22 protein-coding genes are annotated in these 23,595 nt (G+C 61.3%); 5 read left to right on the forward strand and 17 right to left on the reverse strand.

All coding sequences use genetic code 11. The annotated features are described in order from the left end of the window. Positions 1 to 21 precede the first annotated feature (21 nt). The 3 genes from BLW71_RS09850 (at position 22) to BLW71_RS09860 (ending at position 3,252) form a co-directional block, all read left to right on the forward strand. A complete protein-coding gene (locus tag BLW71_RS09850) occupies positions 22 to 738 on the forward strand; it encodes a histidine phosphatase family protein (RefSeq protein ID WP_091795748.1) in 717 nt (238 codons plus the stop codon). 20 nt (positions 739 to 758) lie between these two features. After that, positions 759 to 1,865: a phosphotransferase gene (locus BLW71_RS09855; RefSeq protein WP_091795751.1), complete on the forward strand. Its 1,107-nt coding sequence runs from the start codon at positions 759 to 761 to the stop codon at positions 1,863 to 1,865. Between the two features lie 127 nt (positions 1,866 to 1,992). After that, positions 1,993 to 3,252 (forward strand): acyl-CoA dehydrogenase family protein, encoded by a 1,260-nt coding sequence (locus BLW71_RS09860; RefSeq protein ID WP_091795754.1) that lies wholly within the window; start codon positions 1,993 to 1,995, stop codon positions 3,250 to 3,252. Between the two features lie 132 nt (positions 3,253 to 3,384). Here BLW71_RS09860 and BLW71_RS09865 read toward each other — a convergent pair whose 3' ends face one another. From BLW71_RS09865 to BLW71_RS09890, 6 genes are all read right to left on the reverse strand, one after another. Further along, the gene (locus BLW71_RS09865) at positions 3,385 to 3,861 is read right to left on the reverse strand and encodes a MaoC family dehydratase (RefSeq protein ID WP_091795757.1); all 477 of its coding nucleotides are present in this window, start codon (positions 3,859 to 3,861) and stop codon (positions 3,385 to 3,387) included. Further along, positions 3,858 to 4,316, reverse strand: coding sequence for a MaoC family dehydratase (locus BLW71_RS09870; RefSeq protein WP_091795761.1), 459 nt, complete (start codon positions 4,314 to 4,316; stop codon positions 3,858 to 3,860). Before BLW71_RS09870 ends, BLW71_RS09865 begins: the two co-directional genes overlap by 4 nt. Positions 4,317 to 4,351: 35 nt before the next feature. Continuing rightward, complete coding sequence (locus tag BLW71_RS09875; RefSeq protein ID WP_091795764.1) at positions 4,352 to 5,479, reverse strand: acyl-CoA dehydrogenase family protein; 1,128 nt, start codon at positions 5,477 to 5,479, stop codon at positions 4,352 to 4,354. A gap of 10 nt (positions 5,480 to 5,489) precedes the next feature. Beyond that, the gene (locus tag BLW71_RS09880) at positions 5,490 to 6,686 is read right to left on the reverse strand and encodes an acyl-CoA dehydrogenase family protein (protein ID WP_091795767.1); all 1,197 of its coding nucleotides are present in this window, start codon (positions 6,684 to 6,686) and stop codon (positions 5,490 to 5,492) included. A gap of 48 nt (positions 6,687 to 6,734) precedes the next feature. Next, positions 6,735 to 7,160: a DUF1178 family protein gene (locus tag BLW71_RS09885; protein ID WP_091795769.1), complete on the reverse strand. Its 426-nt coding sequence runs from the start codon at positions 7,158 to 7,160 to the stop codon at positions 6,735 to 6,737. Positions 7,161 to 7,383: 223 nt separating this feature from the next. Further along, positions 7,384 to 7,908, reverse strand: coding sequence for a helix-turn-helix transcriptional regulator (locus tag BLW71_RS09890; RefSeq protein ID WP_091795772.1), 525 nt, complete (start codon positions 7,906 to 7,908; stop codon positions 7,384 to 7,386). Positions 7,909 to 8,195: 287 nt separating this feature from the next. Here BLW71_RS09890 and BLW71_RS09895 point away from each other — a divergent pair. After that, positions 8,196 to 9,748 (forward strand): IS3 family transposase gene (locus BLW71_RS09895; protein ID WP_286161968.1). Its coding sequence is split into 2 segments (ribosomal slippage): positions 8,196 to 8,658 and positions 8,658 to 9,748, totalling 1,554 coding nucleotides; the frame shifts between segments, so codons are not numbered across the junction. Positions 9,749 to 10,102: 354 nt separating this feature from the next. On the opposite strand, the gene BLW71_RS09900 is transcribed toward BLW71_RS09895, so the two are convergent. The 3 genes from BLW71_RS09900 to BLW71_RS09910 form a co-directional block, all read right to left on the reverse strand. After that, positions 10,103 to 10,492, reverse strand: a complete 390-nt coding sequence (locus tag BLW71_RS09900; protein WP_091795775.1) for a putative holin — start codon at positions 10,490 to 10,492, stop codon at positions 10,103 to 10,105. Between the two features lie 109 nt (positions 10,493 to 10,601). Next, positions 10,602 to 13,202, reverse strand: coding sequence for a glycoside hydrolase family 18 protein (locus BLW71_RS09905; protein WP_286161969.1), 2,601 nt, complete (start codon positions 13,200 to 13,202; stop codon positions 10,602 to 10,604). A 149-nt stretch (positions 13,203 to 13,351) separates the two neighbouring features. Beyond that, positions 13,352 to 14,155, reverse strand: a complete 804-nt coding sequence (locus BLW71_RS09910; protein ID WP_091795782.1) for an N-acetylmuramidase domain-containing protein — start codon at positions 14,153 to 14,155, stop codon at positions 13,352 to 13,354. Positions 14,156 to 14,441: 286 nt separating this feature from the next. On the opposite strand from BLW71_RS09910, the gene BLW71_RS09915 reads away from it, so the two are divergent. Next, on the forward strand, positions 14,442 to 15,617 hold the full coding sequence (locus BLW71_RS09915; protein ID WP_091795785.1) for a winged helix-turn-helix domain-containing protein: 1,176 nt from the start codon (positions 14,442 to 14,444) through the stop codon (positions 15,615 to 15,617). A gap of 264 nt (positions 15,618 to 15,881) precedes the next feature. Here the strand turns inward: BLW71_RS09915 and BLW71_RS09920 are convergent, their stop codons facing one another. The 8 genes from BLW71_RS09920 to nuoI all read right to left on the reverse strand — a co-directional run bounded on the left by BLW71_RS09920 (position 15,882) and on the right by nuoI (position 23,589). Continuing rightward, positions 15,882 to 16,466, reverse strand: a complete 585-nt coding sequence (locus BLW71_RS09920) for an NUDIX domain-containing protein (RefSeq protein ID WP_091795788.1) — start codon at positions 16,464 to 16,466, stop codon at positions 15,882 to 15,884. 44 nt (positions 16,467 to 16,510) lie between these two features. Beyond that, positions 16,511 to 16,807, reverse strand: coding sequence for a DUF2818 family protein (locus BLW71_RS09925; protein ID WP_091795792.1), 297 nt, complete (start codon positions 16,805 to 16,807; stop codon positions 16,511 to 16,513). Then, on the reverse strand, positions 16,807 to 18,279 hold the full coding sequence (gene nuoN / locus BLW71_RS09930) for an NADH-quinone oxidoreductase subunit NuoN (protein WP_091795795.1): 1,473 nt from the start codon (positions 18,277 to 18,279) through the stop codon (positions 16,807 to 16,809). Before nuoN ends, BLW71_RS09925 begins: the two co-directional genes overlap by 1 nt. A gap of 24 nt (positions 18,280 to 18,303) precedes the next feature. Next, positions 18,304 to 19,794, reverse strand: coding sequence for an NADH-quinone oxidoreductase subunit M (locus tag BLW71_RS09935; RefSeq protein WP_091795798.1), 1,491 nt, complete (start codon positions 19,792 to 19,794; stop codon positions 18,304 to 18,306). Positions 19,795 to 19,808: 14 nt separating this feature from the next. After that, the gene (nuoL, locus tag BLW71_RS09940; protein WP_091795801.1) at positions 19,809 to 21,896 is read right to left on the reverse strand and encodes an NADH-quinone oxidoreductase subunit L; all 2,088 of its coding nucleotides are present in this window, start codon (positions 21,894 to 21,896) and stop codon (positions 19,809 to 19,811) included. A 17-nt stretch (positions 21,897 to 21,913) separates the two neighbouring features. After that, positions 21,914 to 22,219: an NADH-quinone oxidoreductase subunit NuoK gene (gene nuoK, locus BLW71_RS09945; protein WP_006052894.1), complete on the reverse strand. Its 306-nt coding sequence runs from the start codon at positions 22,217 to 22,219 to the stop codon at positions 21,914 to 21,916. Between the two features lie 20 nt (positions 22,220 to 22,239). Further along, positions 22,240 to 22,929 (reverse strand): NADH-quinone oxidoreductase subunit J, encoded by a 690-nt coding sequence (locus BLW71_RS09950; RefSeq protein ID WP_091795805.1) that lies wholly within the window; start codon positions 22,927 to 22,929, stop codon positions 22,240 to 22,242. 171 nt (positions 22,930 to 23,100) lie between these two features. Continuing rightward, the gene (nuoI, locus tag BLW71_RS09955; protein WP_007175608.1) at positions 23,101 to 23,589 is read right to left on the reverse strand and encodes an NADH-quinone oxidoreductase subunit NuoI; all 489 of its coding nucleotides are present in this window, start codon (positions 23,587 to 23,589) and stop codon (positions 23,101 to 23,103) included. Positions 23,590 to 23,595 lie beyond the last annotated feature (6 nt).

A 23,595-nucleotide genomic window follows, 5' to 3' on the forward strand; every position in this document is an offset into this window, starting at 1 on the left:
ACGTGAGTGAACGACAGGACCATGTCTGACTATCAACTGCCCAAACGCCGCCGCATCTTTTTGATGCGTCACGGCGACGTCACCTATTTCGACGACTCCGGCCGCGCGATCGATCCCGAGACCGTGCCCCTGAACGAGAACGGCCGCGAGCAGGCCAGCGCGGCGGGCCGCGAGTTCGCCGCGCAACAGATCACTTTCGACCGGGTAATCGTCAGCGGTTTGCCGCGCACGATCGAAACCGCAAGGCGCGTGCTTGCCGAAACCGGCCAGCAGATCGAACTGGAAATCGAGCCCGCCTGGGAAGAGATTCGCGGCGGCAAGCTCGGCAATATTCCGCTGCACGATATGGAGGCCGCGTTTCTCGGCGTGTTCGACGGCATCGTACCGGAAAGCACGCGCTTTCTCGACGGCGAGACCATTGGCGAGTTATTCGATCGCGTGCTGCCCGCGCTCGCTGCGTTGCGCGAGGACACATCGTGGGACACCGTGCTGCTCGTTCTGCACGGCGGCGTGAATCGCGCCATCCTGTCGCATGCGATCACGGCCGGTGGCCGTACGTTCTTCGGGCATCTGGCGCAAGCCACCGGCTGCATCAACGCGCTCGACGTAGGCGCCGCGCCACGCGACTGGGTGCTGCGCACGATCAACTTTTCACCGCCCTCGCCGCTTCATCGCGGTGTCCGCAATACCACGATGGAAATGCTCTACGCGCAATTCATTCAATACAAGCGTAGCTGAACCCGAACTGGAGGAGACAGATGGTGCAAGCCACACAGACCGGCGAACCAGAACACCAGCCGGATTATTCGGACTTCGAGGGCACGCGCCCGGTCAGCGAGCGGCAACGCTTCGACAGCGACGCGCTCGCCGCGTGGCTGACCCAGCATGTCGACGGATTTTCCGGACCGCTCACGCTGGAGCAATTCGCCGGCGGGCAGTCCAATCCGACCTTCAAGCTGCTCACGCCGTCACGCTCGTATGTGATGCGCGCCAAACCCGGGCCGGCGGCGAAGCTGCTACCGTCCGCGCACGCCGTCGAACGTGAATATCGCGTCATGCATGCGCTCACCGATACCGATGTGCCGGTCGCGAAAATGCTCGCCTTGTGCGAAGACGAAAGCGTGATCGGCCGCGCGTTCTATGTGATGGAGTTCGTTGAAGGCCGCGTGCTGTGGGACCAGTCGTTGCCCAGTATGACGCCCGCCGAACGCGCCGCCGTTTACGACGAAATGAACCGCGTGATCGCGGCGCTGCACAGCGTCGACGTCGCGGCGGTGGGTCTCGCCGATTATGGCAAGCCGGGCAATTACTTCGCGCGTCAGATTGGTCGCTGGAGCAAACAGTACATCGCCTCCGAGACCGAACCGATCGACGCCATGCAGCGCCTGATCGAATGGCTTCCGCAACATATGCCGGCCGAAACGGGCGAGCGCGCTTCGATCGTGCATGGCGACTACCGGCTCGACAATCTGATCTTTCATCCCTCAGAACCGCGCGTGCTCGCCGTGCTCGACTGGGAGTTGTCGACGCTCGGCGATCCGCTCGCCGACTTCGCCTATCACTGCATGGCGTGGCACGTCGACCCGGCGCAGTTCCGGGGGATCGCGGGACTCGATTGGGCCGCCTTGGGCATTCCCGACGAAAGCCAGTACGTCGCGCGCTATTGCCAGCGCACCGGCTTCGAGATTCACGGCGACTGGAATTTCTACCTGGCGTACAACATGTTTCGCATCGCCGCGATCCTGCAAGGGATCATGAAACGCGTCGTCGACGGCACCGCGGCCAGCGCTCAGGCGCTCGATGCCGGCCGCCGTGCGAAGCCGATGGCCGAACTCGCCTGGCGCTACGCGCAGAAAGTGCGCTGACCGAAGTCGTACGCTGGGTCGTACGCTGGGTGGCACGCCAAAACGCATTGAGTCGTGCGACCGAGTCACGCATCTGGTTGCGCTCCGAACAAACGTCGTCCGTTACCCGTTATCCGCGAGGTCTTACATGAATTTCGATTACACCCCGAAGGTTCAGGCATTGCGCGAGAAACTGCTCGCATTCTTCGACGAGCATATCTATCCGAACGAGCAGGCGTTCTACGCTGAGATTGCGCGCAATCGCCAGAACGGCAACGCGTGGCTACCCACCGAACTGATCGAACAACTCAAGCAGAAGGCGCGCGACGCCGGCTTGTGGAATCTGTTTCTGCCTGAATCCGTGCGCGGCGCCGGCTTGACGAACCTCGAATACGCGCCGCTATGCGAAATCATGGGCCGCGTACCTTGGGCGCCCGAAGTGTTCAACTGCAACGCGCCCGACACCGGCAACATGGAAACGATCGAGCGCTACGGCAGCGACGACAACAAGCGCGAATGGCTCGAACCGCTGCTGCAAGGCCAGATCCGCTCGGCGTTTCTGATGACCGAACCTGAAGTGGCGTCGTCGGATGCGACCAATATCCAGACCAGCATCGTGCGAGACGGCGACTACTACGTGATCAACGGCCACAAATGGTGGTCGTCGGGCGCGGGTGATCCGCGCTGCAAGATCTATATCGTGATGGGCAAGACAGATCCTGATGCGCCGCGCCATCAGCAGCAGTCGATGATTCTGGTTCCCGCCGACGCCACCGGCATCACCGTGCACCGTCCGCTCACCGTGTTCGGCTACGACGACGCGCCGCACGGTCACATGGAAATCACGCTCGAGAATGTGCGCGTACCCGCCACCAACATGCTGCTCGGTGAAGGACGTGGCTTCGAGATCGCGCAAGGCCGACTCGGACCGGGACGCATTCATCACTGCATGCGTCTGATCGGTCTCGCTGAACGCGCCCTCGAATTAATGTCGAAACGCTCGCTGCAACGTGTCGCGTTCGGCAAGCCGGTTGCCGCGCAAGGCGTCACGCAGGAGCGTATCGCGGAAGCCCGCTGCATGATCGAACAGGCGCGTCTGCTCACGCTGAAAACGGCCTACATGATGGACACCGTCGGCAACAAGGGCGCACGCGGCGAGATCGCGATGATCAAGGTCGTCGCGCCGAACATGGCGTGTCAGGTGATCGACTGGGCGATTCAGGCGCACGGTGGCGGTGGTGTCTGCGACGACTTCCCGCTCGCGTATGCCTATGCGTCTGCGCGAACACTGCGTTTCGCCGACGGTCCCGACGAAGTTCATCGCAACGCGATCGCCAAACTCGAACTCGCCCGTTACATGGATGCGGGCGCGGCAGCTCGCGTGGAGACCCCGATTACGCGAGTTTGAGATCGGCCAGACATTCGACGCGGCGCACTTCGCGAAACCTTGATTGCGCCGCGGCGTCTGAATATGCATTAGCAAAAAGCGCGAGCCGGCATCACTGTCGCTCGCGCTTTTTAACAAGCATGCGTCGAAACGCTAGAAATAATGCCGCGTGATGAACTCGGCGACGCATACCGGCCGCTCACTGCCCTGCCGCTCAAGCGTCACATTCCATATCACTTGCACGCCGTTGTTATCCACTTCGGCTACGGATTCGACCGCGAACTTCGCGCGCAACCGCGAGCCGACCGGCACCGGGGATGTAAAACGCACGCGGTTCAACCCGTAATTGACGCCCATGCGCTGCTCGAGCACCACCGTCTCACTGAGCAATGCCGGGATCAACGAAAGCGTCAGAAAACCGTGCGCTACCGGACCGCCGAACGGTGACTCGCGCCGCGCCCGTTCCGGGTCGACATGAATCCACTGATGATCGCCGGTCGCTTCGGCAAACCGATCGACGCTCGCCTGATCCACCTCCAGCCATTCGCTAACGAGCGGCTCGGCGCCCACCAACGCGCGCAAGGCGGCGGCGCTGCCGAACGTTGCGGCAGGTACCGCGCTGCCCATCATGAAGCGGCACCGGGATTGCGCAGCCCGAACAATCCCTTCGAGCGCACCGTGATGACCGTTTCGCCATGCTGATTGATGCCTTCCCACTGCGTCGATACGATGCCGCGATCCGGCTTGCTCTCCGAGATACGCTTGTCGAGCACGGCGTTCATCATGGTGATCGTGTCGCCGACCCGCACCGGCTTCAACCAGCGGATTTCGTCGATACCCGGCGAGCCCATCGACGTGGAACCCGCGAACGCATTGCGCACCAGCATGCCCATCATGACGGAGCAGGTATGCCAGCCACTCGCGACCAATCCGCGGAACGGCGATTCGGCGGCCGCGACTTCATCCACGTGGAACGGCTGCGGATCGAACTTCTGCGCAAACTCGACGATCTCGTCATGCGTGAACGTGTGCTTGCCGATTTCGATGCTCGTGCCGACTATCAAGTCCTCGTAACTCAAACCCATCGTCACACCTCCTTTTATTCGATTCGAGCGGCGGATCAGGCTTCTGCCGTGACGAAGCCGGGCAGCGCGGCGAACCGCGCGAGATGGTGATCGACGTCGCCCAATGTGGTTTCGATAATAGCAAGTCGTTTGAACAGATGCGCCGCGGCCACTTCGTTCGTCACGCCCATGCCGCCATGCAACTGAACCGCCTGCTGACCGACAAAGCGCGCGGCCTGACCCACCCGTGCCTTCGCAGCGGAAACCGCGCGGCGACGTTCGTCGGCATCCGTGCTCGTGTAGCGCATGGCAGCCAGGTACGTGACCGAACGCGCCTGCTCGGCGTGAATCAGCATCTCGACCATACGATGCTGCAAGGCCTGAAAACGCGCGATCGGCTGGCCGAACTGCTGGCGCGTTTTCGTGTAGTCGACGGTGGCGAGATTCAAGGCGTCTAGCGCGCCGATCGCCTCGGCGCACAACAGCACCGTGCCGTAGTCCGCAATATGTTCGAGCGCAGCCGCGCCGGCGTGGTTGCCTGCCAATTGGCGCGCCGGCGTGCTGTTGAATTCGAGTGTGGCGGCACGTTGACCGTCGATCGTGCGGTAGTCCGTAACTTTGACGCCGCCTGCATTGCGTGCCACGACGAAGAGTGCAATCTCGCCGTTCAGACGGGCCGGCACGATCCAGTGATCCGCTTGCGCGCCGTGCAGCACAACCGACTTCGTGCCGGTCAAGGTCTGCTGCCCGCCCTGCCCGCTTGCGGTCGTCTCGATCGAAAAAAGATCGTAGCGTGCGTGCGGTTCGTGAAATGCCACCGCCAGTTTGATCTCGCCGTGGGCCGCACGTTCGAGTAACGACGCGTCTTCGCCCTCTTCACTACCCGCAAGGCGCACTGCCTCGACGCCGACCGCGGTCGCCCAATAAGGCTCGACGACCAGCGCGCGGCCGAGTTCCTGCATGACCACCAGCATATCGATCGGGCCGCCGTTGAAACCGCCTTGCGCTTCCGGCACCGGCAGTGCCGTCAGGCCCAACTCGGCAAACGCGGCCCAATGCACGTCTGACACGCCGGTTTCCGATCGCACGATCGCCTGGCGCGCTTCGAACCCGTAGCTCTTGTCCAGATAGCGGCGCAACGCGTCGGCGAATTGCTGTTGTTCGTCGTTGAATGTGAAGTCCATGCGCCGCTCCTCAAAGTCCGAGAATCATCTGCGCGATGATGTTCTTTTGAATTTCGTTCGAGCCGCCGTAGATCGACGTCTTGCGGAAGTTGAAGTAGTACGCGGCCAGCGGCGCGGCATCGTCGTCGCCGGCCACGCTATGTGCGCGTTCGCCTTCGAGGAATGGCACGTCGAACGGCGCGGCGAGCGGCCCGATCGCTTCGAACATCAGTTCGGTCAGCGCCTGCTGAACTTCAGTGTCCTTGATCTTCAGCATCGACGCTTCCGGCCCCGGCCCGCGCCCGCCCGTTTCATTGGCGACCACGCGCTGCACCGTGACTTCGAGCGCCATCAACTCGATCTCGAGGCTCGCGACTTTTGCGCCGAAGACCGGATCCTGCAGCAGCGGTTTGCCGTTCTTCTTCTGATTCCGTGCAAGGCGTTTCAGGAAAACGAGTTCGCGCTTCGACTGGCCGACCCGCGCGATACCGGTACGCTCGTGGCCGAGCAGATATTTCGCGTAAGTCCAGCCGCGATTCTCTTCACCCACCAGGTTTTCGACCGGCACCTTCACGTCTTCGAAAAACACTTCGTTGACTTCGTGGTCTTCGTCGAGCGTAATGATCGGCCGCACGGTGATGCCCGGCGTTTTCATGTCAATCAGCAGGAACGAAATGCCCTCCTGCTTTTTGGCGCCGCTGTCCGTGCGTACAAGGCAGAACATCATGTCGGCGTACTGACCGAGCGTGGTCCACGTTTTCTGACCGTTGACCACGTAATGGTCGCCGGCGCGCTCGGCGCGCGTGCGCAGCGAGGCCAGATCCGAACCCGAGCCGGGCTCTGAGTAGCCTTGGCACCACCAGTCCGTACCGTCGAGAATGCGTGGCAAATAGTGACGCTTCTGTGCCTCGTTGCCGTATTTCATCAACACGGGCGCCACCATGGAGACGCCGAAAGGCAGCACGGACGGCGCGCCGATACGCGCGCACTCTTCGTCCCAGATGTGCCGCTGGGTCGCATCCCAGCCCGGGCCACCGTATTCTTGCGGCCATGCGATCGCCGACCAGCCGCGCGTGCCGAGCAGCTTATGCCAGTCTGCGAAGTCGTCGCGGGAGAGCCGCTTGTGATTGAGTACTTTGTCGCTCAGATCGCGAGGCAGGTTCGCCTCGAGCCAGGCGCGGATATCGGCGCGGAACGCGCTTTCAGCGGGGGAATAGTCCAGATTCATGCGTAGTGTCTCCTGGCCGCTACCACCCGCCGCCAGCGAGCCACTGCGCTATTGCAGCGGTTCCTTCAAGGCAGCCGGGACCGGCAGCGGCATCACTTCGATGCCTTCCTCGACCAAGGCTTTCGCGTCTTCCGGTGTCGTGACACCGCGAATATTGCGTGCGGGCGCTTCATTGTAGTGAATGCGCCGTGCTTCCTCGGCGAAGCGGTCGCCCACGTTCTCGGTCTTCTCCAGTACCTCGCGTAAGGCGCGCATCACGCGCCCCTGCATGTCGCCTGCACCCGCTTGCGCTTTCGCCTCTGTCGCACCCGACAGGTTCAGGCGCGGCGCCGACGGTAAACGGCTCACCTCGTTCGCACCGCAGATCGGACATTCAACGAGCTTGCGGGACTGCTGCGATTCGAAGTCATCAGCCGAAGCGAACCAGCCTTCGAACCGATGGCCATGCGGACACTGTAAATCGAGGACCTTCATGTGGAATCAGGGCTTGCGTGCCAGTTTAGCGCAAAACGTAAATTTGTGAACGGTCGTTCGTAAATTTTTACGGACAACACGCCGACGTCTGACGCTGCTGACAAATCGGACGTGGTGGGCGATTTTAACGCTTTGCGCCAAGGCCTGCCGAAGGTGGCCCGAAAGGCCAATGTGCATGCCGACTACATGGCCGCGCGAATTCGCACGCTGGCCGTGCCTGCTTCTATGCCACCAGACACTCGAGTTGACGGTTAAGACGCGGCTCGATCTCGCGTGCTTCTTTGGCGAGGTTGATCTGCTTGGCCGATTTTGCGACGTCGAACACGTCTGCCTTGATTTCATAACCGCCGCGCGCAATGAGCCAATCAAGGATGTCCGACAGATGCCACACCGACGCGCTGCCCTCGTGGACCGCCGCCGGAAAGTCGATTGCGTGATTGAGCATCAGCTTGCGCATGTTTTGCCTCGACACGCCTGCGACTTCGGCCACGTCGGTGAGGCCGACGAAATCGGGGCCTGCCTCGACCAGCCGTGCGGACGGCACCGCCCGTTTGACGTCTTGAAGCGCGCTGACCAGCGCAGCGAATGCAGACGTGCCTTCGCGAGTGAAAAACAGCGCGAGGCGGCCTGGTTGCCCGATGCCAACGGTGGCGTCATCGCATCCTGCTTCGCCCAGCCGCTCGACGATCGCGCCAAGATCGCAGTCTTCCGCTGCGAGGCGGTACTTCAACGTGAACACATATTCCATGATTTACTCCTGCCTTTATTCGGTCCAAGGCTTTCGCCAACAGCGCGCTTTCGCTACCGGCGAGCCGTGCAGTTGTCGACGATTCTCCGCAGATGTCTGGCATGGTTGCCGGGGCACTTGGGCGTGCTCCAGATGCTCGATATACAGAACTCACCGCACCGACAGTCCGCGTCGTTGTCGGGACAATACATTTTTCCCCACGCGTGGCCTTTGCCCCCGGCGTCAGACTACTTGTCGTGTTATCTGATTCCTATAGACATGGTCCGGGGGCGGTAAAATCAGGGTGAATGAAAGCCTACTCAGCAGAAAGAAAAGAAGCGCTGGTGCGGCGCATGATGCCGCCGGAAAACGCGCTGGTGTCGGCGCTGGCCAGGGAAACGGGAATTACCGAACAGACGTTGTACACGTGGCGCCGACAGGCGAAAGGACAAGGGTTGGTCGTGCCTGGCGATGGGAAGAATCCCGAAGGATGGTCTTCGGAGGACAAGTTTGCAGTAGTGCTGGAGAGCGCGCCGCTCAATGCAGCGGAGCTGGCCGAGTATTGCCGCCGGAAGGGTCTTTATCCAGAACAGATAGCCGCCTGGCGGGCCGCTTGCCGTTCGGCCAATGCGAATGCCACGGAGCAGGCACGCGAGCAGCGCCAGCAGTCGAAGGACGACAAAAAGCGCATCCAGCAGCTCGAGAAGGAATTGCAGCGCAAGGAGAAGGCGCTGGCGGAAGCGGCTGCGCTGCTGATTCTGAGAAAAAAAGCCCAGGCGATCTGGGGAGACAAAGAGGACGATTGATCAACGTCCCGGATCGCCTGTTATGTGTATCGTTGATACGCGAGGCGGCGCAGTCAGGCTGCCGGCTGGAGCAGGCCTGCAACGAGCTGGGCCTGAGCCTGCGCACGTTCCAGCGCTGGGTGGGTAACGGCGACGCGGTGCTCGCCGATGGCCGCACGATGACCGGGCGGCCGCCGCCGCGAAACAAACTGAGTGAGGCCGAACGGCAGCAGATTCTGGAGGTCGCAAACTGTGCGGAGTTTGCCAGCCTGCCACCCAGCCAGATCGTGCCGAGTCTGGCGGATCGCGGCGTGTATGTCGCGTCGGAATCGAGCTTTTACCGCGTGCTGCGCAGCGCTTCGCAGCAGCACCACCGGGGTCGTGCGCGCAAGCCCTCGGCCCGGGTGGTTACCAGTCATTGTGCGACGGCGCCGAACCAGGTCTGGTCGTGGGACATCACGTGGATGCCGGCGGCGGTCAAGGGCCAGTACTACTACTGGTACATGATGCTGGACGTGTTCAGCCGCAAGATTGTTGCTCACGAAGTGCATGAAGCCGAATCGGCGGAACTGGCCGCGTTGCTGATGCGGCGTGCCAGTCTGGCCGAGGGCCTGGCAGGACGTCCTCTGGTGCTGCACTCGGATAACGGCAGCCCGATGAAGGGTGCGACGATGCTCGCCACCCTGGAAAACCTGGGGGTCGTGGCCTCGTTTAGCCGGCCGCGTGTGAGTAACGACAACCCGTACGCGGAGTCGCTGTTCCGGACCTGCAAGTACCGGCCCGACTACCCACGCAAGCCGTTCGGCAACGTGGATGAGGCACGGGCCTGGACGCAGCAGTTTGTGCGCTGGTACAACCATGAGCACAAACACAGCGGCCTGAAATTCGTCACGCCGGTGCAGCGCCATAACGGCGTGGCGACTGCAGTGCTTGCGCAACGTGAGGCCGTTTATGCACAGGCCAGGCAGCGCAATCCACGGCGTTGGTCCCGATCGACGCGCAACTGGAAATTGAAGGATGAAGTCTGGCTCAATCCGGAGCGCATGCAGCCGGAAGAACTAAAGCAGTCCGCATGAAGTGACGCGACAAGTACGTTGACAACCGCCGTTTGCCACCGCCCTGAACACGCCAACCGTTTTTTTCGGCATACGCCAATGCTGCCTCAACCTCTTTCTTAGAGTGGGTTCCTCGAACCATCTACGCTCTCCAATTTAATGAGTGGGAGTCGGGTTGTCAAGCGACAACTTGCCTTGATCCACCCTGAATCGAACATTTCTCACAAGCTTCGGTGTCCAAATTAAATGAGACGCTCAATGCTTTTATCGAAGGTCCATACTAGAGGGATAAATGCCGTGTAGCGAGACTGCCGGAAGTCATAAGAAGGCGGGCTATCGCTGCCCGCCTTTTTCGTGCCCTTCGTGCAAGCCGAGTCATCCTTTGAGAAGCCGTTTGACGACCCACGCGTACAAACGGTCCAGAGTCGGCTCGACGTGGCGCTCACTCCAGTCGAGCGCGAGAATCGTGAACGTCACGAGCGCCGCGCTCGCAATGAACCCGGCTAGCCACGGTTCGACCTGCGGCCAGTTGAAGACGATCCGTCGCGCGAGAAAATTGCCGCCCAGGAGCGACACGACGAAATAGATCGCCTTGCGCCACGTCGTGGTCTCATGCGAACGCGTCAGATACAGGAGCGCTCCGCAGGCAACGCCCAATACCCGTTCGAAGTCGTTGAGCATGTGCGACGCGACGAAGGCGACACCGCCCTTCAAGCTTCCAATCAATACCGGAGCGGCGAGACAAGCAACAGGATAAGTAGCCATGAGGGTATCCAACGCCAGAGGTCCAGAAGTCGACCGGGTTGCGTGCGGCGGCGCCCACTGGAGCGCCGCCGCACTTCGTGATCAGTGCGGGATCAGCCGCAAACGGTGATCACGCGCTGCCGAGGTCCTGCCAGACCTTGCCGTCGTACTGCTTCTGGCTCGTGCAATTGGGATCGCCCGGCTCGTCGGAGCGGTTTGCCCACCACGACGAACAGTATTTGCGCAGCCCCTGACCGTGATAGTCGTGCGTCACCACCGAACCGCCCGGATAATCCTGCGGCTTCCACGTGCCGGTGCTCTGGCCCGCGACGACCGTCACGTTGACCGACGCGATCGATTGCGCGCCATCGCCGCCGTGCCCGGTCACCGTCAGTCGCACCGGATACTCGGTGGTCGTGGTGAGCGTCGGCGCGGTCACGGTCACGCTCGCCTGGTTGGAGCCGTCGAACGAAAGCCCCGGTGCGCTCCACTTGTAGACGAGCGGCGCCGGGCCGGTCGAATCCGCAGCCGAAAGCGACAGCGGCGCGCCGCTCTCCACCTTCGTCTTACCAGTGATCACTGCCTGCACGGAGCCACCGGACGCCGGCGTGGCTTCCAGATAGATCGCCTCGCTTGACGTTGACGTGCCATCGCTCACGGACAGTTGGATCAAGTAGTCGGTCGTCTTGTCGACGCTCGGCACGACCCCACTCACGACCGCCTTGCGCGAGCCGTCGAACGGCAACTGCGGCGCCTGCCACACGTAGGTGAGCGGATCGCCATCCGGATCGAACGACGCGGTACCCGACAGCTGGAACGCCGTCCCCGACGCGAGTTGCACCGTCATTCGGGCCACCGGCGGCTGACCGGACTTCGATTTCACGGTCAGTGTGACCTGCGCGGTGTTCGTGTTGCCATGGCCGTCGTCGACCGTCAGCTTCACCGCGTAGCTCGTGGCGCCTGCCGCCGGTACGACGCCGTCGACCTCGACAGTGGTCGCGCCGTCGAACGGCAGTCCAGGCGCCGACCACCGGTAGGTCAGCGCATCGCCATCCGGATCGTTCGAGCGCTTGCCGCTGAAGTGAACCGGGTCCCCTGCGAAAGCTTCCAGCGGACCGTCGATCGCGGCCACCGGCGGCCGGTTGCCGCCCTTCACGTTGATGCCTTTGAAGTAGAACGGCGACATGTCGATCGTCTGCTTCGTGATCTCGTTGCCGAGCCCTTCGCGCGCGGCATTGACGAGCACGCCGCCATCCATTTCGATGGTCCAGGTGAACAGGCCCGCAAGACCGCGCTTGCGGACGTATTCGCCCTTGGCCTTCACCGTGCGCGGCGTATCGACCGAAATGAAGAGTTTCGAGTCTTTGCTGTACAGGTAGTCGGCGTCGGCAACTTCGTCGGTATAGACGTCGTAGCCGTTGATGCCCCGCTGGTTTTCCAGATCGAGGTAGTTATAAATCAGGTCGTACCATTCGGTCGTGCCCGATTCGAAGCTGCCCGTGGTCGTACCCGTGCCCGCGTTGTAGCTACCTTCGAGCGGCGACAGGCTCGTGATGTTCGCATTGCGCGCGCTGCGGCTATACCCGGCATAGCCGATTGCCACACGGCTCAACGGCACGCCGATCTGCTCCAGATAGTCGATCGCCGCATCAATGCTGAATTCGTTCGGGTCACCCGGATGGCTCGGATGCAGGTTCGTATGATGCGCAAGCTTCGGCGCCCACGGCGTGCCGAAGAAATCGTAGGTCATCAGGTTGATGCCGTGCACGCCGGCGTCGATCATGCCCTTCAGGCCGGCCTTCTTCATCTTCGACAAGGCGGCGGATGCGGCGATGCTGATCATCACATCCTTGCGCCCGGCGCCGTCGAACGCCTGCCTGAGTTCGCGCACCAATGCCTGGAAGTTCGGCGTGTCGCTATCGGAATAGGTATTGCCGTCGTTACCCTCTGCTGCCGGATACTCCCAGTCGAGATCGATCGCCGCGAACATCGGGAAGCGCTTGAACAGATCGAGGATGCTGTTGATCAGTGTCTTGCGCCGCGCCGGATCGGCGACCACCCAGTGAAACGCCTCGCTCATCGTCCAGCCGCCGATACTGAACGACAGCACCAGATCAGGATTCTTTGCCTTCAGCTTACGCAGGCCGCCCAACACGCCTTGCGCGGTTTCCTGACGGAACAGCGCCTGATAGTCGTTGCTCACCCAGCCCGGGAAGCCACAGTTGCGATACGAAGCGACATCGCCCCATGCATCGACGAATGTCGCCTCGTCTTTCTTGCGGCCGAAATCCTGCGCGGCCCGGTTGATGGTGTACTGCTTCTCGCCGTTGTCGCCGATAATGCCGGCAAAGCCGAGCACGAGCTTGTCGTACGCATTCGCGTCGAGCAGCATCAGGTCGATGCCGCGGCCACACTGATCGTCGGCGAACGAGCCGTCGTAGCGTCCGTCGTATTGCGACCAGTCCGTGTAGTAGCCGAACACCTTCGAGTCATTCGGCTTGTAGCCGTTGTACACCCGCTTCGCCACGCGGCCGGACGTGTAGCTGAACTTCTCGACTTCGGTCGCCGGCTTGTAGCCGTTCATCTGATACTTCTTTTCCGTCGCACCCTTGGCGCCGGACTTGTCGCCCGGATCGCCGTTGTACACCAGCTTGCTGTTCTGACGTCCTTGCTGGACGGAGCCGTTTGCAGACGTGGGATTGTTCGTTTGCGTCATAAGAACCTCGTTCATGAAAAGTGGATGTCGAAGGCTACGCACCGTGGCGTTACCTGATCGACCTGTTCATGTTCGGGTGCCTCATCGACGAACAACATGGAAAATCCATCGAAAGTTCGCGGTCCGCCAGCCGGCGACGTAGGCGATTGGCTGAGTCATTTCACCTATGCCGATCCTCCACACGTCACGGCGTCGAAATGCGCGACCGCTGACGCAAGTCGCGTGTCGTACGCATGCGTGTGATAAGCCGGACCGTTGTAGCGTCGCGCAAAGTCGTCCCATCTACCCTGTTGCAGCGCGCGCAGCATGGCGGCGTCGCGCCCGACGAAACGAACGAATGCGTCCAGCTGGCTTCGCTCATCGATCGTCATCGACGCGGCAAAGTCGGCTGCGCTGGCATAATCCAGATACAGCCAATGAAGACCCATGATCTGGAATAACCCCCAGCTGCAGGCTTCGATCGCGCAATCACGATCGAGCCCGCTGGCCGCATCGAAACGTTCGTATTCCTGCACGCCACCCAGATAACCGCCGGGTGTCGTATTGACGATCTCGGGAAATTCGCTGCGCCATCGTTGCGCGGGCAGCGCCGCGGCAACCAGCCGCCGATACATCACATGGCGTTCGAACAGGATCTTCGCGCGGCCGTCCGGCAGAAAGCCAAAGCCCGCGCTCTCGACCTCGACCAGTGCAAGAAGCCGCGCTGGTGCGACACCTAGCGCGTCGCTGGCCTCGGCCACGTCGGCTTCGAACAGCAATCCCGCATCGCGCGCCGTTTGCGTGAGCAGTGCGCGAGTCTGCTCGCATACGACGCCTGTGTCCGGCAAGCCACGTCGCTGCTGAAATCGCCGTAGCGCGCTTTGCGTATCGGGGCCCGGCAAACCGTCCACTTCCAGGCGTGGATTTTCCTGCGCAAGCGCCCGCTGTAAAAAGACGACGCTCGTGCCGCGAGTCATTGATGCGTTCATGATCGGTATCCGTGAGGTTGGAAAAAGTCGCGGCAGATAGGAAAGCTAACTGCTGCCGCGACGTGATTCTTTTTCCTCCGGTCTGCGTCCGCCATAGAAGATGGCGAACATTCGCGCCTCGCCTGCCTTGCCGGCTTAGGTCCTGCTGTCTGCCACATGGAAGGCGCGATACTCCCATCTGGCTCGAGGATATGTCCGTTACACCGCGTACCCGTCCGGGTTCCTCCATTGGCTGCGACCATTTACCGATGCTACGTTATGCGTATTAAAGGCGCTGGAGTAATTCGTGAGTAAAAACAGTTGCACCGTTCGTTTCGACTGGCGGCATGACCGTGTATCCGTCGGCCATATCGCCGTGCGCGTCGCGGGACAGGAAAAGGAAGTGCTCCGCCTGATGGTGGAGAGCGCAGGACAAGTGTGCGACCGTGAAGCATTGATGGGCGTCGTGTGGGGCGAGCGTGCGATCCATATGGACGAGCTCTATCTGACGCAACTGGTCTACCGGTTGCGCAAGTCGTTGAGGCCGCTCGGTCTCGGCGGTCATATCGTGACGATGCCGCGTGCGGGCTATCGGTTCGACCCGGAAGGACTTCGGTTCCATACCGAAGAAGCCTCGCCGGATGACGCGCCGACATCGCTTGACGCTCTCTCCACAGATGAACCGCCACCGCGCCGCGCCGGCCTTCGCAACTGGCTTGCGCGGTTGCGCGACAACGTTTCGTATCGGCGGGCATCGTCCGAATCGATCGGCCTGCCCGCGATTCACACCGATGAGGGACTAGTCACTCATGCTGGCGCGACCGTTCATCTAACTGGTTTCGAACGCGCCTTGCTACAGGCGTTCGTCGACCAGCCCGATGTCACGCTCAAGCGTCACGAGTTGATCTCACGGATCTGGGGTGATGAAGAAGACGTCGACGTCAATCGCCTGACGCGCCTGGTGTCGCGCTTGCGGCGTTCGTTGCAGCCGCTCGGACTCGACCAGCAACTGCTCTACATACCTTGTATCGGATATAGATTCTGCCGGACTGTGCCGCCTACGCCCGCCGACATCGGCGAAGTCGAAAGCGGCTCGCTGCCATCAGCAACCGCCGCGCATCCGTCGGTGTCGGGCGTGGATGCCGCGCTCAAGTGGATCGCGCCGTGGTTCGCGTCGCGGCGCACTGTCGTGCTGATCGGCGTGGCGTTGCTTACGCTCACCGCCGCGCTTGCGATGCCGGCGGACCTCGGCAACGGGAGCCGCCTCGGCCGGCCTGTTACCGCAAGGCACAATGGAAGCGCCATTCCGACCTCCTGTAGCGCGGATTATGTTCATCACGTGTTCATTCGCGACGTGGTCGACTCAGTGGCGGCGTCGAGTTCCCCAACCGTGCCGGCTAACGTGGACAACGCGTGGAAGCGGATTGTGGTGGATTTGCGCGCGGCAGGCTGCCGTAGCGTGGCGCCTTCCGCTCCTTCGTAACGTCCAGTGCGGATCGACAATGCAATAGTGGGCAGGCTGACGCGCTGCCCCTTGCGGCGACACCCTATATGGAATGGTCCGCGACATAGGTCGCACGGCGCTGCCCACGCGCGAAAGCGGGTGGGTAGGGCCTGGCGTCACTCGTCGCGATTTGCGTCGCAGTTGGGTTGGCGCCGTGGACCGCAGCCCTCGATGCCGGCTCGTCCAACGGCCCTCGGCGTTTGCAGCGACCGGACGATCGGCGCGCACGCCGAACTGGCGACGCTATTGCGGTTCCGCCAGCGGCCACGCGCCCGACAAGACCTTCTCCAGCCAGAACGTGCCGATCACCGTCTTGACGTCAGTGATCTTGCCGGTGCGTACCCACTCGGACACCTCGGCCACACTTGCCGTGAACAGTTCGAGAAATTCGCCTTCGTCGAGCTTGCGCTCACCCGCAGTCAAACCACGCGCGAGGTAGATGTCGATGAATTCGGTCGAATAGGAAATGATCGGGTGAATGCGCGTCAGATAGACGTATTCACGCGCGATGTAACCCGTCTCTTCGCGCAGTTCACGAATGGCACACGCGAGCGCGCCCTCGTTGGGGTCGAGCTTACCCGCCGGATACTCGACCATGACCTTGCCCATCGGATAGCGATACTGGCTTTCCAGCAACACGCGGCCGTCGTCGAATAATGGAATGACCATCACGGCACCCGGGTGCTGAACGTATTCGCGCGTAGCGTGCTTGCCGTCCGGCAGGCGAACGGTGTCGCACTTGAGCGTCAGAAACGGACCCTGATGCATCGTTTTGCTCTCGAGACAGGTCTCGGTGAGCGCGGCGTCGTGATCGGGAAGTTCAGCCATATGCGGACCTCAGGACAACTGGGTGCGCCGACGGCGAGACGCCGTCAGCGGCGTTTGACGAGATACTGGAAGGTGAAGCCGGGGAATGCGAACACCACGAATAGCGCGAATGTGATCGCGTAAAACTGCCATCCCTGTTCGAAGCGGTTGCCCGCGCGCGCTTCCAGCAGAAAACCGAGCGCGCCAACCACAAAGTACAGCACGATCAATTCGGCAATCCGGATCCAGCCGCTCTTCTTCGCCGCCTTCAGCGGCACGGCGGCGAAGAGGCGCTGATTCAGGAACGGCAGGTTGGCGCCGACCAGCGCCAACAGCACGATAAACCAACCCGCAGCCGACATCAGAGCAGCAGAGTGTGCTGGATAGCCTGCAGGCAGGCCTTCAACAACGGATCCGGCACGATACCGAGCACCAGTACGGCCACGCCATTCAGTGCCAGCAACGCACGCGTGCTGGTGTCGGCGAGAATCGGCGACTTGTCTTGCGGATCGTCGAAATACATCAGCTTGACGATACGCAGGTAGTAGAACGCGCCGAACAGCGAGGTGATCACGGCTAGCACCGTCAGCCAGGTCAGGCCGGCGTTCATGGTCGCCTGCAGCACCGCGAGCTTCGCGTAGAAGCCGACTGCGGGCGGAATGCCGGCGAGCGAGAACATCATGACCATCATCACGAACGCGAACACCGGGCTACGCTGATTCAGGCCCTTGAAGTCTTCAAGCGTGTCCGCTTCGAAATCGCGGCGAGCCAGCAGCATGATGACGCCGAACGTACCCATCGTCGTGATCAGGTAGACGATGCTGTAGTACATGGCCGAGCCGTACGCGTTGGCGGCGCCCGAGGTCTTGTTGTCGACCACGCCTGCCAAGAGGCCCAGCAGCACGAAGCCCATGTTCGAGATCGCCGAGTACGCGAGCATCCGCTTCACGTTGCGTTGCACGATACCGGTGATATTGCCGACGATCAGCGACAGCGCCGCGAGAATCACCAGCATTTGCTGCCATTCGACTGCCAGCGGCAACAGACCCATCACGAGGAAACGCAAACCCCATGCGAACGCGGCAACCTTCGGACCGCCGCCGACCATCAGCGTCATCGCCGTCGGTGCGCCCTGATACACGTCGGGCACCCACATGTGGAACGGCACCGCGCCCATCTTGAACGCCACGCCCGCCACGATGAAGATCACGCCGAACAGCAGCACGCTCGGATCGTAGTGGCTCGTGCCGATCGCCTTGAACACTTCGTTCAGGTCGAGCGAACCGGTCGCGCCATACAGCATGGAGATGCCGTACAGCAGGAAGCCGGAAGCCAGCGCGCCGAGCACGTAGTACTTCATGGCCGCCTCGTTCGACGGTGCCGCGTCACGACGCAGCGCGATCGCGCCGTACAGCGACAGCGACATCAGTTCCAGCCCGAGATACAGCGTCAGGAAGTTGTTGCCGGAGATCATGACGAGCTGGCCGAGCAACGAGAACATGCCCAGCAGGAAGAATTCGCCGCGGAACAGACCGCGATCCTCGAGGTAGCGGCGCGAATAGACGATCGACACGGCATAGCCGAGCGTCACCACCGCTTTCATCACGTTGGCGAACGAGTCCACCACGTACATATGGCCGAAGTAATAGCGCACTTGCGGGTCGAACGCGTTCATCGCGAACCAGATGCCGGCGACGAGCGTCGAGAAGAACGCGATGAAGTACGTGGTACGGCGACCGGCCTGGCCGACGAACGTGTCGTTGAGCCACGCGACGACAACGGCGAGCATCACCAGCGCGTCAGGCAACAGAGCAGTCATAGGGGCGTTTTGCATGGTCTTTAATTCCTCCGCTCTGCGTTACTGAGGCAACGGCAGCTTTGATTGCGCAACGTGGGAGAGGAGGTTTTCCACGGATACGTGCATCACATCGGTAAAGGGCTTCGGATACAGGCCCATGAACAGCGTCAGTGCGGCGAGCACTGCCAGCATGAAAAATTCGCGACGGTTGATGTCGAGCAGGCCCTTCACGTGATCGTTGGCGATCGCGCCGAAGTACACGCGCTTGTACATCCACAGCGTGTAGGCCGCGCCGAGAATCAGCGTGACTGCCGCGCCGCCGGCGATCCAGAAGTTGTACTGGACAGCCGCCAGAATCACCATGAATTCGCCGACGAAACCGGAAGTACCCGGCAAGCCGCAATTCGCCATGGAGAACAGCATCGCGAACGCCGCGAACTTCGGCATCACGTTGACGACACCGCCGTAATCGGCGATCTGACGCGAATGCATACGGTCATACAGTACGCCGATGCTCAGGAACATCGCGCCCGACACGAAGCCGTGCGAGATCATCTGCACGATCGCGCCTTCCACGCCGAGCTGGTTGAAGATGAAGAAGCCGAGCGTCACGAAACCCATGTGCGCGATCGACGAATACGCGACCAGCTTCTTCATGTCCGTCTGCACCATCGCAACCAGACCGATGTAGATCACGGCGATCAGCGACAGCGTGATGACGACCGGTGCCAGAAAGTGGCTGGCGTCCGGCGTGATCGGCAGCGAGAAGCGCAGGAAACCGTATGCGCCCAGCTTCAGCATGATCGCGGCCAGCACGACCGAGCCGCCGGTCGGCGCTTCCACGTGGGCGTCAGGCAACCACGTGTGAACCGGCCACATCGGCACCTTCACGGCGAAGGCCATGAAGAACGCTATGAATAGCAACACCTGAGGCGTCATGGCGATCTGCGCATGCTGCCACGTGGCGAGGTCGAACGTGCCGGTCTGGGTGTACAGGTACAGCAACGCGACCAGCATCAGCAGCGAGCCCATCAGCGTGTACAGGAAGAACTTGAACGCCGCGTACACGCGGTTCGCCCCACCCCACACGCCGATGATGATGTACATCGGAATCAGCGTCGCTTCGAAGAACACGTAGAACAGCATGCCGTCGGCCGAGCTGAACACGCCGACCATGATGCCCGACAGGATCAGGAATGCGGCGAGGTACTGCGCCACGTTCTTCGTAATCACTTCCCACGCGGCGATCACGACGATCACCGTAATCAGGGCCGTCAACACGACGAACCACATCGAGATACCGTCTACACCGAGGTGGTAAGTAATGTTGAAGCGCTCGATCCAGTTCGCCTTTTCGACGAACTGCAGATCGGCGGTACTCGAATCAAAACCGGTAATCAGCGGGATCGTCACGAGGAAGCTGACGACCGAGCCGATGAGCGCGATCCAGCGAGCGGGACCCGGGTTCCGGTCGGAACCGATAGCCAGAACCAGAAGGCCGACGAGGATCGGTAACCAGATCGCGATACTGAGAATCGGATAAGCGTGCATTAGTGTCCCTCGCCTTATTTGCCGCCGAGCGTTACAAACAGGGTCAGGAGCCCCAACATGCCGATAATCATGGCGAACGCGTAGTGGTAGATGTAGCCGGATTGGAGGAAGCGGATCACGCCGGCGAACCAGCCGATAAAGCGTGCGCTGCCGTTGACGATGCCGTCGATCACCACGACGTCGCCTTCCTTCCAGAGACCACGGCCAATTGCCACGGCGCCCCGCGCAAACACGACATCGTTGATCTTGTCCATGTAGTACTTGTTATCGAGCAACGTGTAGATCGGACCGAACGCGCGCTTGATGACAGCCGGCAAGTCCGGACGCACCAGGTACAGGAACCACGCGACCACCACACCCGCCAGCGCCAGCCAGACCGGCAGGCCCGCGACCGAGTGCAGACCCATCGACGCCCAGCCTTGGAATTCTTCGGCCATCTCATGCAGCGCCGGATGGTTCTCGCCGATGAAGATCACCTTGTCGAACGCCACGCCGTGCTGGAAGAAGTCGCCGAACAGCATCGGGCCGATACCGATCGCGCCGATCACCACCGACGGAATCGCCAGCAGCACCAGCGGCAGCCATACCACCCACGGCGTTTCATGCGGCTCGTGAGCATGGTCGTCGTGGCCGTGGCCGTGCGCGTCGTGACCATGAGCGTGCGAATCGTGGCCGTGACCGTCATGTGTATGCGCCGCGGCTTCGATGCCCATCGGCGATTCCGGATGCTTCGGACCGCGGAAGCGCTCCTCGCCGTGGAACACCAAGAAGTACATACGGAACGAATACAGCGCGGTGACGAACACGCTCGCCACCACGGCGAAGTACGCGAAGCCCGAGCCCGGCAGATGCGACAGCTTCACCGCGTCGATGATCGAGTCTTTCGAGTAGAAGCCCGAGAAGAACGGCGTACCGATCAGCGCCAGCGAACCGACCAGCGATGTGATCCACGTAATCGGCATGTACTTGCGCAGGCCGCCCATGTTGCGGATGTCCTGATCGTGGTGCATGCCGATGATCACCGAACCCGCGCCGAGGAACAGCAGCGCCTTGAAGAACGCGTGTGTCATCAGGTGGAACACGGCGACCGAGTAGGCCGAGGCGCCCAGCGCGACCGTCATGTAACCCAGCTGCGACAGCGTGGAATACGCCACCACGCGCTTGATGTCGTTCTGGATGATCCCGAGGAAGCCCATGAACAGCGCGGTAATCGCACCGATGATCATGACGAACGAGAGCGCCGTATCCGACAGTTCGAACAGCGGCGACATGCGCGTGACCATGAAAATGCCGGCCGTCACCATGGTTGCCGCGTGAATCAGTGCGGAGATCGGCGTCGGGCCTTCCATCGAATCCGGCAGCCACACGTGCAGCGGGAACTGTGCCGACTTACCCATCGCGCCGATGAAGAGGCAAATACAGGCCACCGTCAGCAGACCCCAGTCCGTGCCCGGGAACGTCAATGCCGCGAGTTCGGTGCGCTTCGCGAACACGTCGCCGTAGTTCATCGAACCGGCGAACGCGAACAGCAGGCCGATACCCAGCAGAAAGCCGAAGTCGCCGATGCGGTTCACGATGAACGCCTTCATGTTCGCGTAGATCGCCGTCGGACGCGTGAAGTAGAAACCGATCAGCAGGTACGACACCAGACCCACCGCTTCCCAGCCGAAGAACAGTTGCAGGAAGTTGTTGCTCATCACGAGCATCAACATCGAGAACGTGAACAGCGAGATGTACGAGAAGAAGCGCTGGTAGCCGTCTTCATCGGCCATGTAGCCGATCGTGTAGATGTGCACCATGAGCGACACGAAGGTCACCACGCACATCATCATGGCCGTCAGCGAGTCGACCAGGAAGCCGATCTCGAACTTCGTCTTGCCGATCGACATCCATTCGTAGATGGTCGCGTTAAAGCTCGCGCCGTTCAGCACCTGGAAGAAGACGATAGCCGACAGGATGAACGAGATCGCGACGCCGAGGATCGTGACCGAATGCGCACCGGCTCGCCCTACCGCTTTTCCGAACAGCCCGGCAACCAGACAGCCGGCCAGCGGTGCCAGCGGGATCGCCAGCAGCAGGTTTTCATTGAGTATCGTGGACATAACCGCTTTTCCTGAAATTAACCTTTGAGCTGATCGAGATCCTCGACATTGATCGTGTCGAGGCTACGGAACAGGGTCACCAGAATCGCGAGGCCGATTGCCGCTTCGGCTGCAGCAACCGTCAGCACGAAGAAGACGAAGATCTGGCCATGCACGTCGCCGAGGTAATGCGAGAACGCGACGAAATTGGTGTTCACCGCGAGCAGCATCAGCTCGATCGCCATCAGGATGATGATGACGTTGCGACGGTTCAGGAAAATGCCGACGATGCTGATCGCAAACAGGATCGCGCCGAGGACAAGGTAATGGGCAAGGGTCAACATGATTTCTATCTCCTGTCCGCTCAGCTGTTCTTGGCTGGTGCCGAGTCGGCCGCTGCTGCTGCCGCTGCCGCGGCTTCTTCCGCCGCGACGGTAGCCGCGGTCTTTTCCGATTTCATCTTCACGACACGCACGCGGTCTTGAGCACGTACCTTGACCTGTTCGCTGACGTTCTGACGTTTGCTGTCTTTCTTGTGACTCGTGGTCAGCGCAATCGCCGCGATGATCGCCACCAGCAGCACCAGACCGGCCACTTCGAACGCGAAGATGTAGTCCGTGTAGATGACCTTGCCGATCAGGCGGGTGTTCGACCAGTCGCCCATACCGTTAGCGGCGGCCGTGGTGTCGCGCAGCGCCGTGGCGGTCGCGCCATAGCCGTGCCACAGGATCAGCGCGGTTTCGATCACGATGATCGCGCCCACCAGGGTGGCCATCGGCACGAAGCGTTTGAAGTCTTTGCGCAGCACGTCGATATTGATGTCCAGCATCATCACGACGAACAGGAACAGCACCATCACCGCGCCGACGTAGACCAGCACCAGCAGGATTGCAAGGAACTCGGCCTCCAGCAGCATCCAGATCGCGGCTGCGTTGAAGAACGCCAGCACCAGAAACAGTGCGGACGACACCGGGTTGCGCGAGGTGATCACCTTCAGCCCTGAAACCACCAGGAGCAGCGCGAAGATGTAGAACAGTACGGTCGTGAATTCCATGATTACCGGTTCATCGTTAGGCCATCGTCAGGCATTGTTCTTTGGCACGTGTGACTGGCATAGCGCCAGAACAGCCGCACAGGTGCGCCGTGCCGCGGCGTTCGGGCCGCGGCGCCCGGCCCGACAACAGGCCGTGATTGCTGCAATTACTGCTTCTTCAACTGAAGCGCTTCAACGATACGGTGCGTCGGCTGCCTTGTTCGCAGCGATCTCCGTTTCATAGCGATCGCCCACGGCTAGCAGCATGTCTTTCGTGAAGTACAGGTCGCCACGCTTTTCTCCGTGGTATTCGAGAATGTGCGTTTCGACGATCGAATCGACCGGGCAGCTCTCTTCGCAGAAACCGCAGAAGATGCACTTGGTCAGGTCGATGTCATAACGCGTGGTGCGGCGGGTGTTGTCCGCACGCGTTTCCGACTCGATCGTAATCGCGAGCGCCGGGCACACCGCTTCACACAGCTTGCAGGCGATGCATCGTTCTTCGCCGTTCTCATAGCGGCGCAGCGCGTGCAGGCCGCGAAAACGCGGCGAGATCGGGGTCTTCTCTTCCGGGAATTGCACGGTGACTTTGCGCTGGAACGTATAACGTCCGGTCAGCGCGAGGCCTTTGAGCAGCTCCGTGAGGAAGAAGGTCTTGAAAAAGTTTTGGATTGCGGTCATGGGTTC

The organism is Burkholderia sp. WP9 (genome assembly GCF_900104795.1).
Lineage (GTDB): Bacteria > Pseudomonadota > Gammaproteobacteria > Burkholderiales > Burkholderiaceae > Paraburkholderia.

Excerpts from the sequence above, each read along its gene's own strand:
- BLW71_RS09850 (WP_091795748.1), top strand. The coding sequence starts at position 22 with ATGTCTGACTATCAACTGCCCAAACGCCGCCGCATCTTTTTGATGCGT.
- BLW71_RS09855 (WP_091795751.1), top strand. The coding sequence starts at position 759 with ATGGTGCAAGCCACACAGACCGGCGAACCAGAACACCAGCCGGATTAT.
- BLW71_RS09860 (WP_091795754.1), top strand. The coding sequence starts at position 1,993 with ATGAATTTCGATTACACCCCGAAGGTTCAGGCATTGCGCGAGAAACTG.
- BLW71_RS09865 (WP_091795757.1), bottom strand. The coding sequence starts at position 3,861 with ATGATGGGCAGCGCGGTACCTGCCGCAACGTTCGGCAGCGCCGCCGCC.
- BLW71_RS09870 (WP_091795761.1), bottom strand. The coding sequence starts at position 4,316 with ATGGGTTTGAGTTACGAGGACTTGATAGTCGGCACGAGCATCGAAATC.
- BLW71_RS09875 (WP_091795764.1), bottom strand. The coding sequence starts at position 5,479 with ATGGACTTCACATTCAACGACGAACAACAGCAATTCGCCGACGCGTTG.
- BLW71_RS09880 (WP_091795767.1), bottom strand. The coding sequence starts at position 6,686 with ATGAATCTGGACTATTCCCCCGCTGAAAGCGCGTTCCGCGCCGATATC.
- BLW71_RS09885 (WP_091795769.1), bottom strand. The coding sequence starts at position 7,160 with ATGAAGGTCCTCGATTTACAGTGTCCGCATGGCCATCGGTTCGAAGGC.
- BLW71_RS09890 (WP_091795772.1), bottom strand. The coding sequence starts at position 7,908 with ATGGAATATGTGTTCACGTTGAAGTACCGCCTCGCAGCGGAAGACTGC.
- BLW71_RS09900 (WP_091795775.1), bottom strand. The coding sequence starts at position 10,492 with ATGGCTACTTATCCTGTTGCTTGTCTCGCCGCTCCGGTATTGATTGGA.
- BLW71_RS09905 (WP_286161969.1), bottom strand. The coding sequence starts at position 13,202 with ATGAACGAGGTTCTTATGACGCAAACGAACAATCCCACGTCTGCAAAC.
- BLW71_RS09910 (WP_091795782.1), bottom strand. The coding sequence starts at position 14,155 with ATGAACGCATCAATGACTCGCGGCACGAGCGTCGTCTTTTTACAGCGG.
- BLW71_RS09920 (WP_091795788.1), bottom strand. The coding sequence starts at position 16,466 with ATGGCTGAACTTCCCGATCACGACGCCGCGCTCACCGAGACCTGTCTC.
- BLW71_RS09925 (WP_091795792.1), bottom strand. The coding sequence starts at position 16,807 with ATGTCGGCTGCGGGTTGGTTTATCGTGCTGTTGGCGCTGGTCGGCGCC.
- nuoN (WP_091795795.1), bottom strand. The coding sequence starts at position 18,279 with ATGCAAAACGCCCCTATGACTGCTCTGTTGCCTGACGCGCTGGTGATG.
- BLW71_RS09935 (WP_091795798.1), bottom strand. The coding sequence starts at position 19,794 with ATGCACGCTTATCCGATTCTCAGTATCGCGATCTGGTTACCGATCCTC.
- nuoL (WP_091795801.1), bottom strand. The coding sequence starts at position 21,896 with ATGTCCACGATACTCAATGAAAACCTGCTGCTGGCGATCCCGCTGGCA.
- nuoK (WP_006052894.1), bottom strand. The coding sequence starts at position 22,219 with ATGTTGACCCTTGCCCATTACCTTGTCCTCGGCGCGATCCTGTTTGCG.
- BLW71_RS09950 (WP_091795805.1), bottom strand. The coding sequence starts at position 22,929 with ATGGAATTCACGACCGTACTGTTCTACATCTTCGCGCTGCTCCTGGTG.
- nuoI (WP_007175608.1), bottom strand. The coding sequence starts at position 23,589 with ATGACCGCAATCCAAAACTTTTTCAAGACCTTCTTCCTCACGGAGCTG.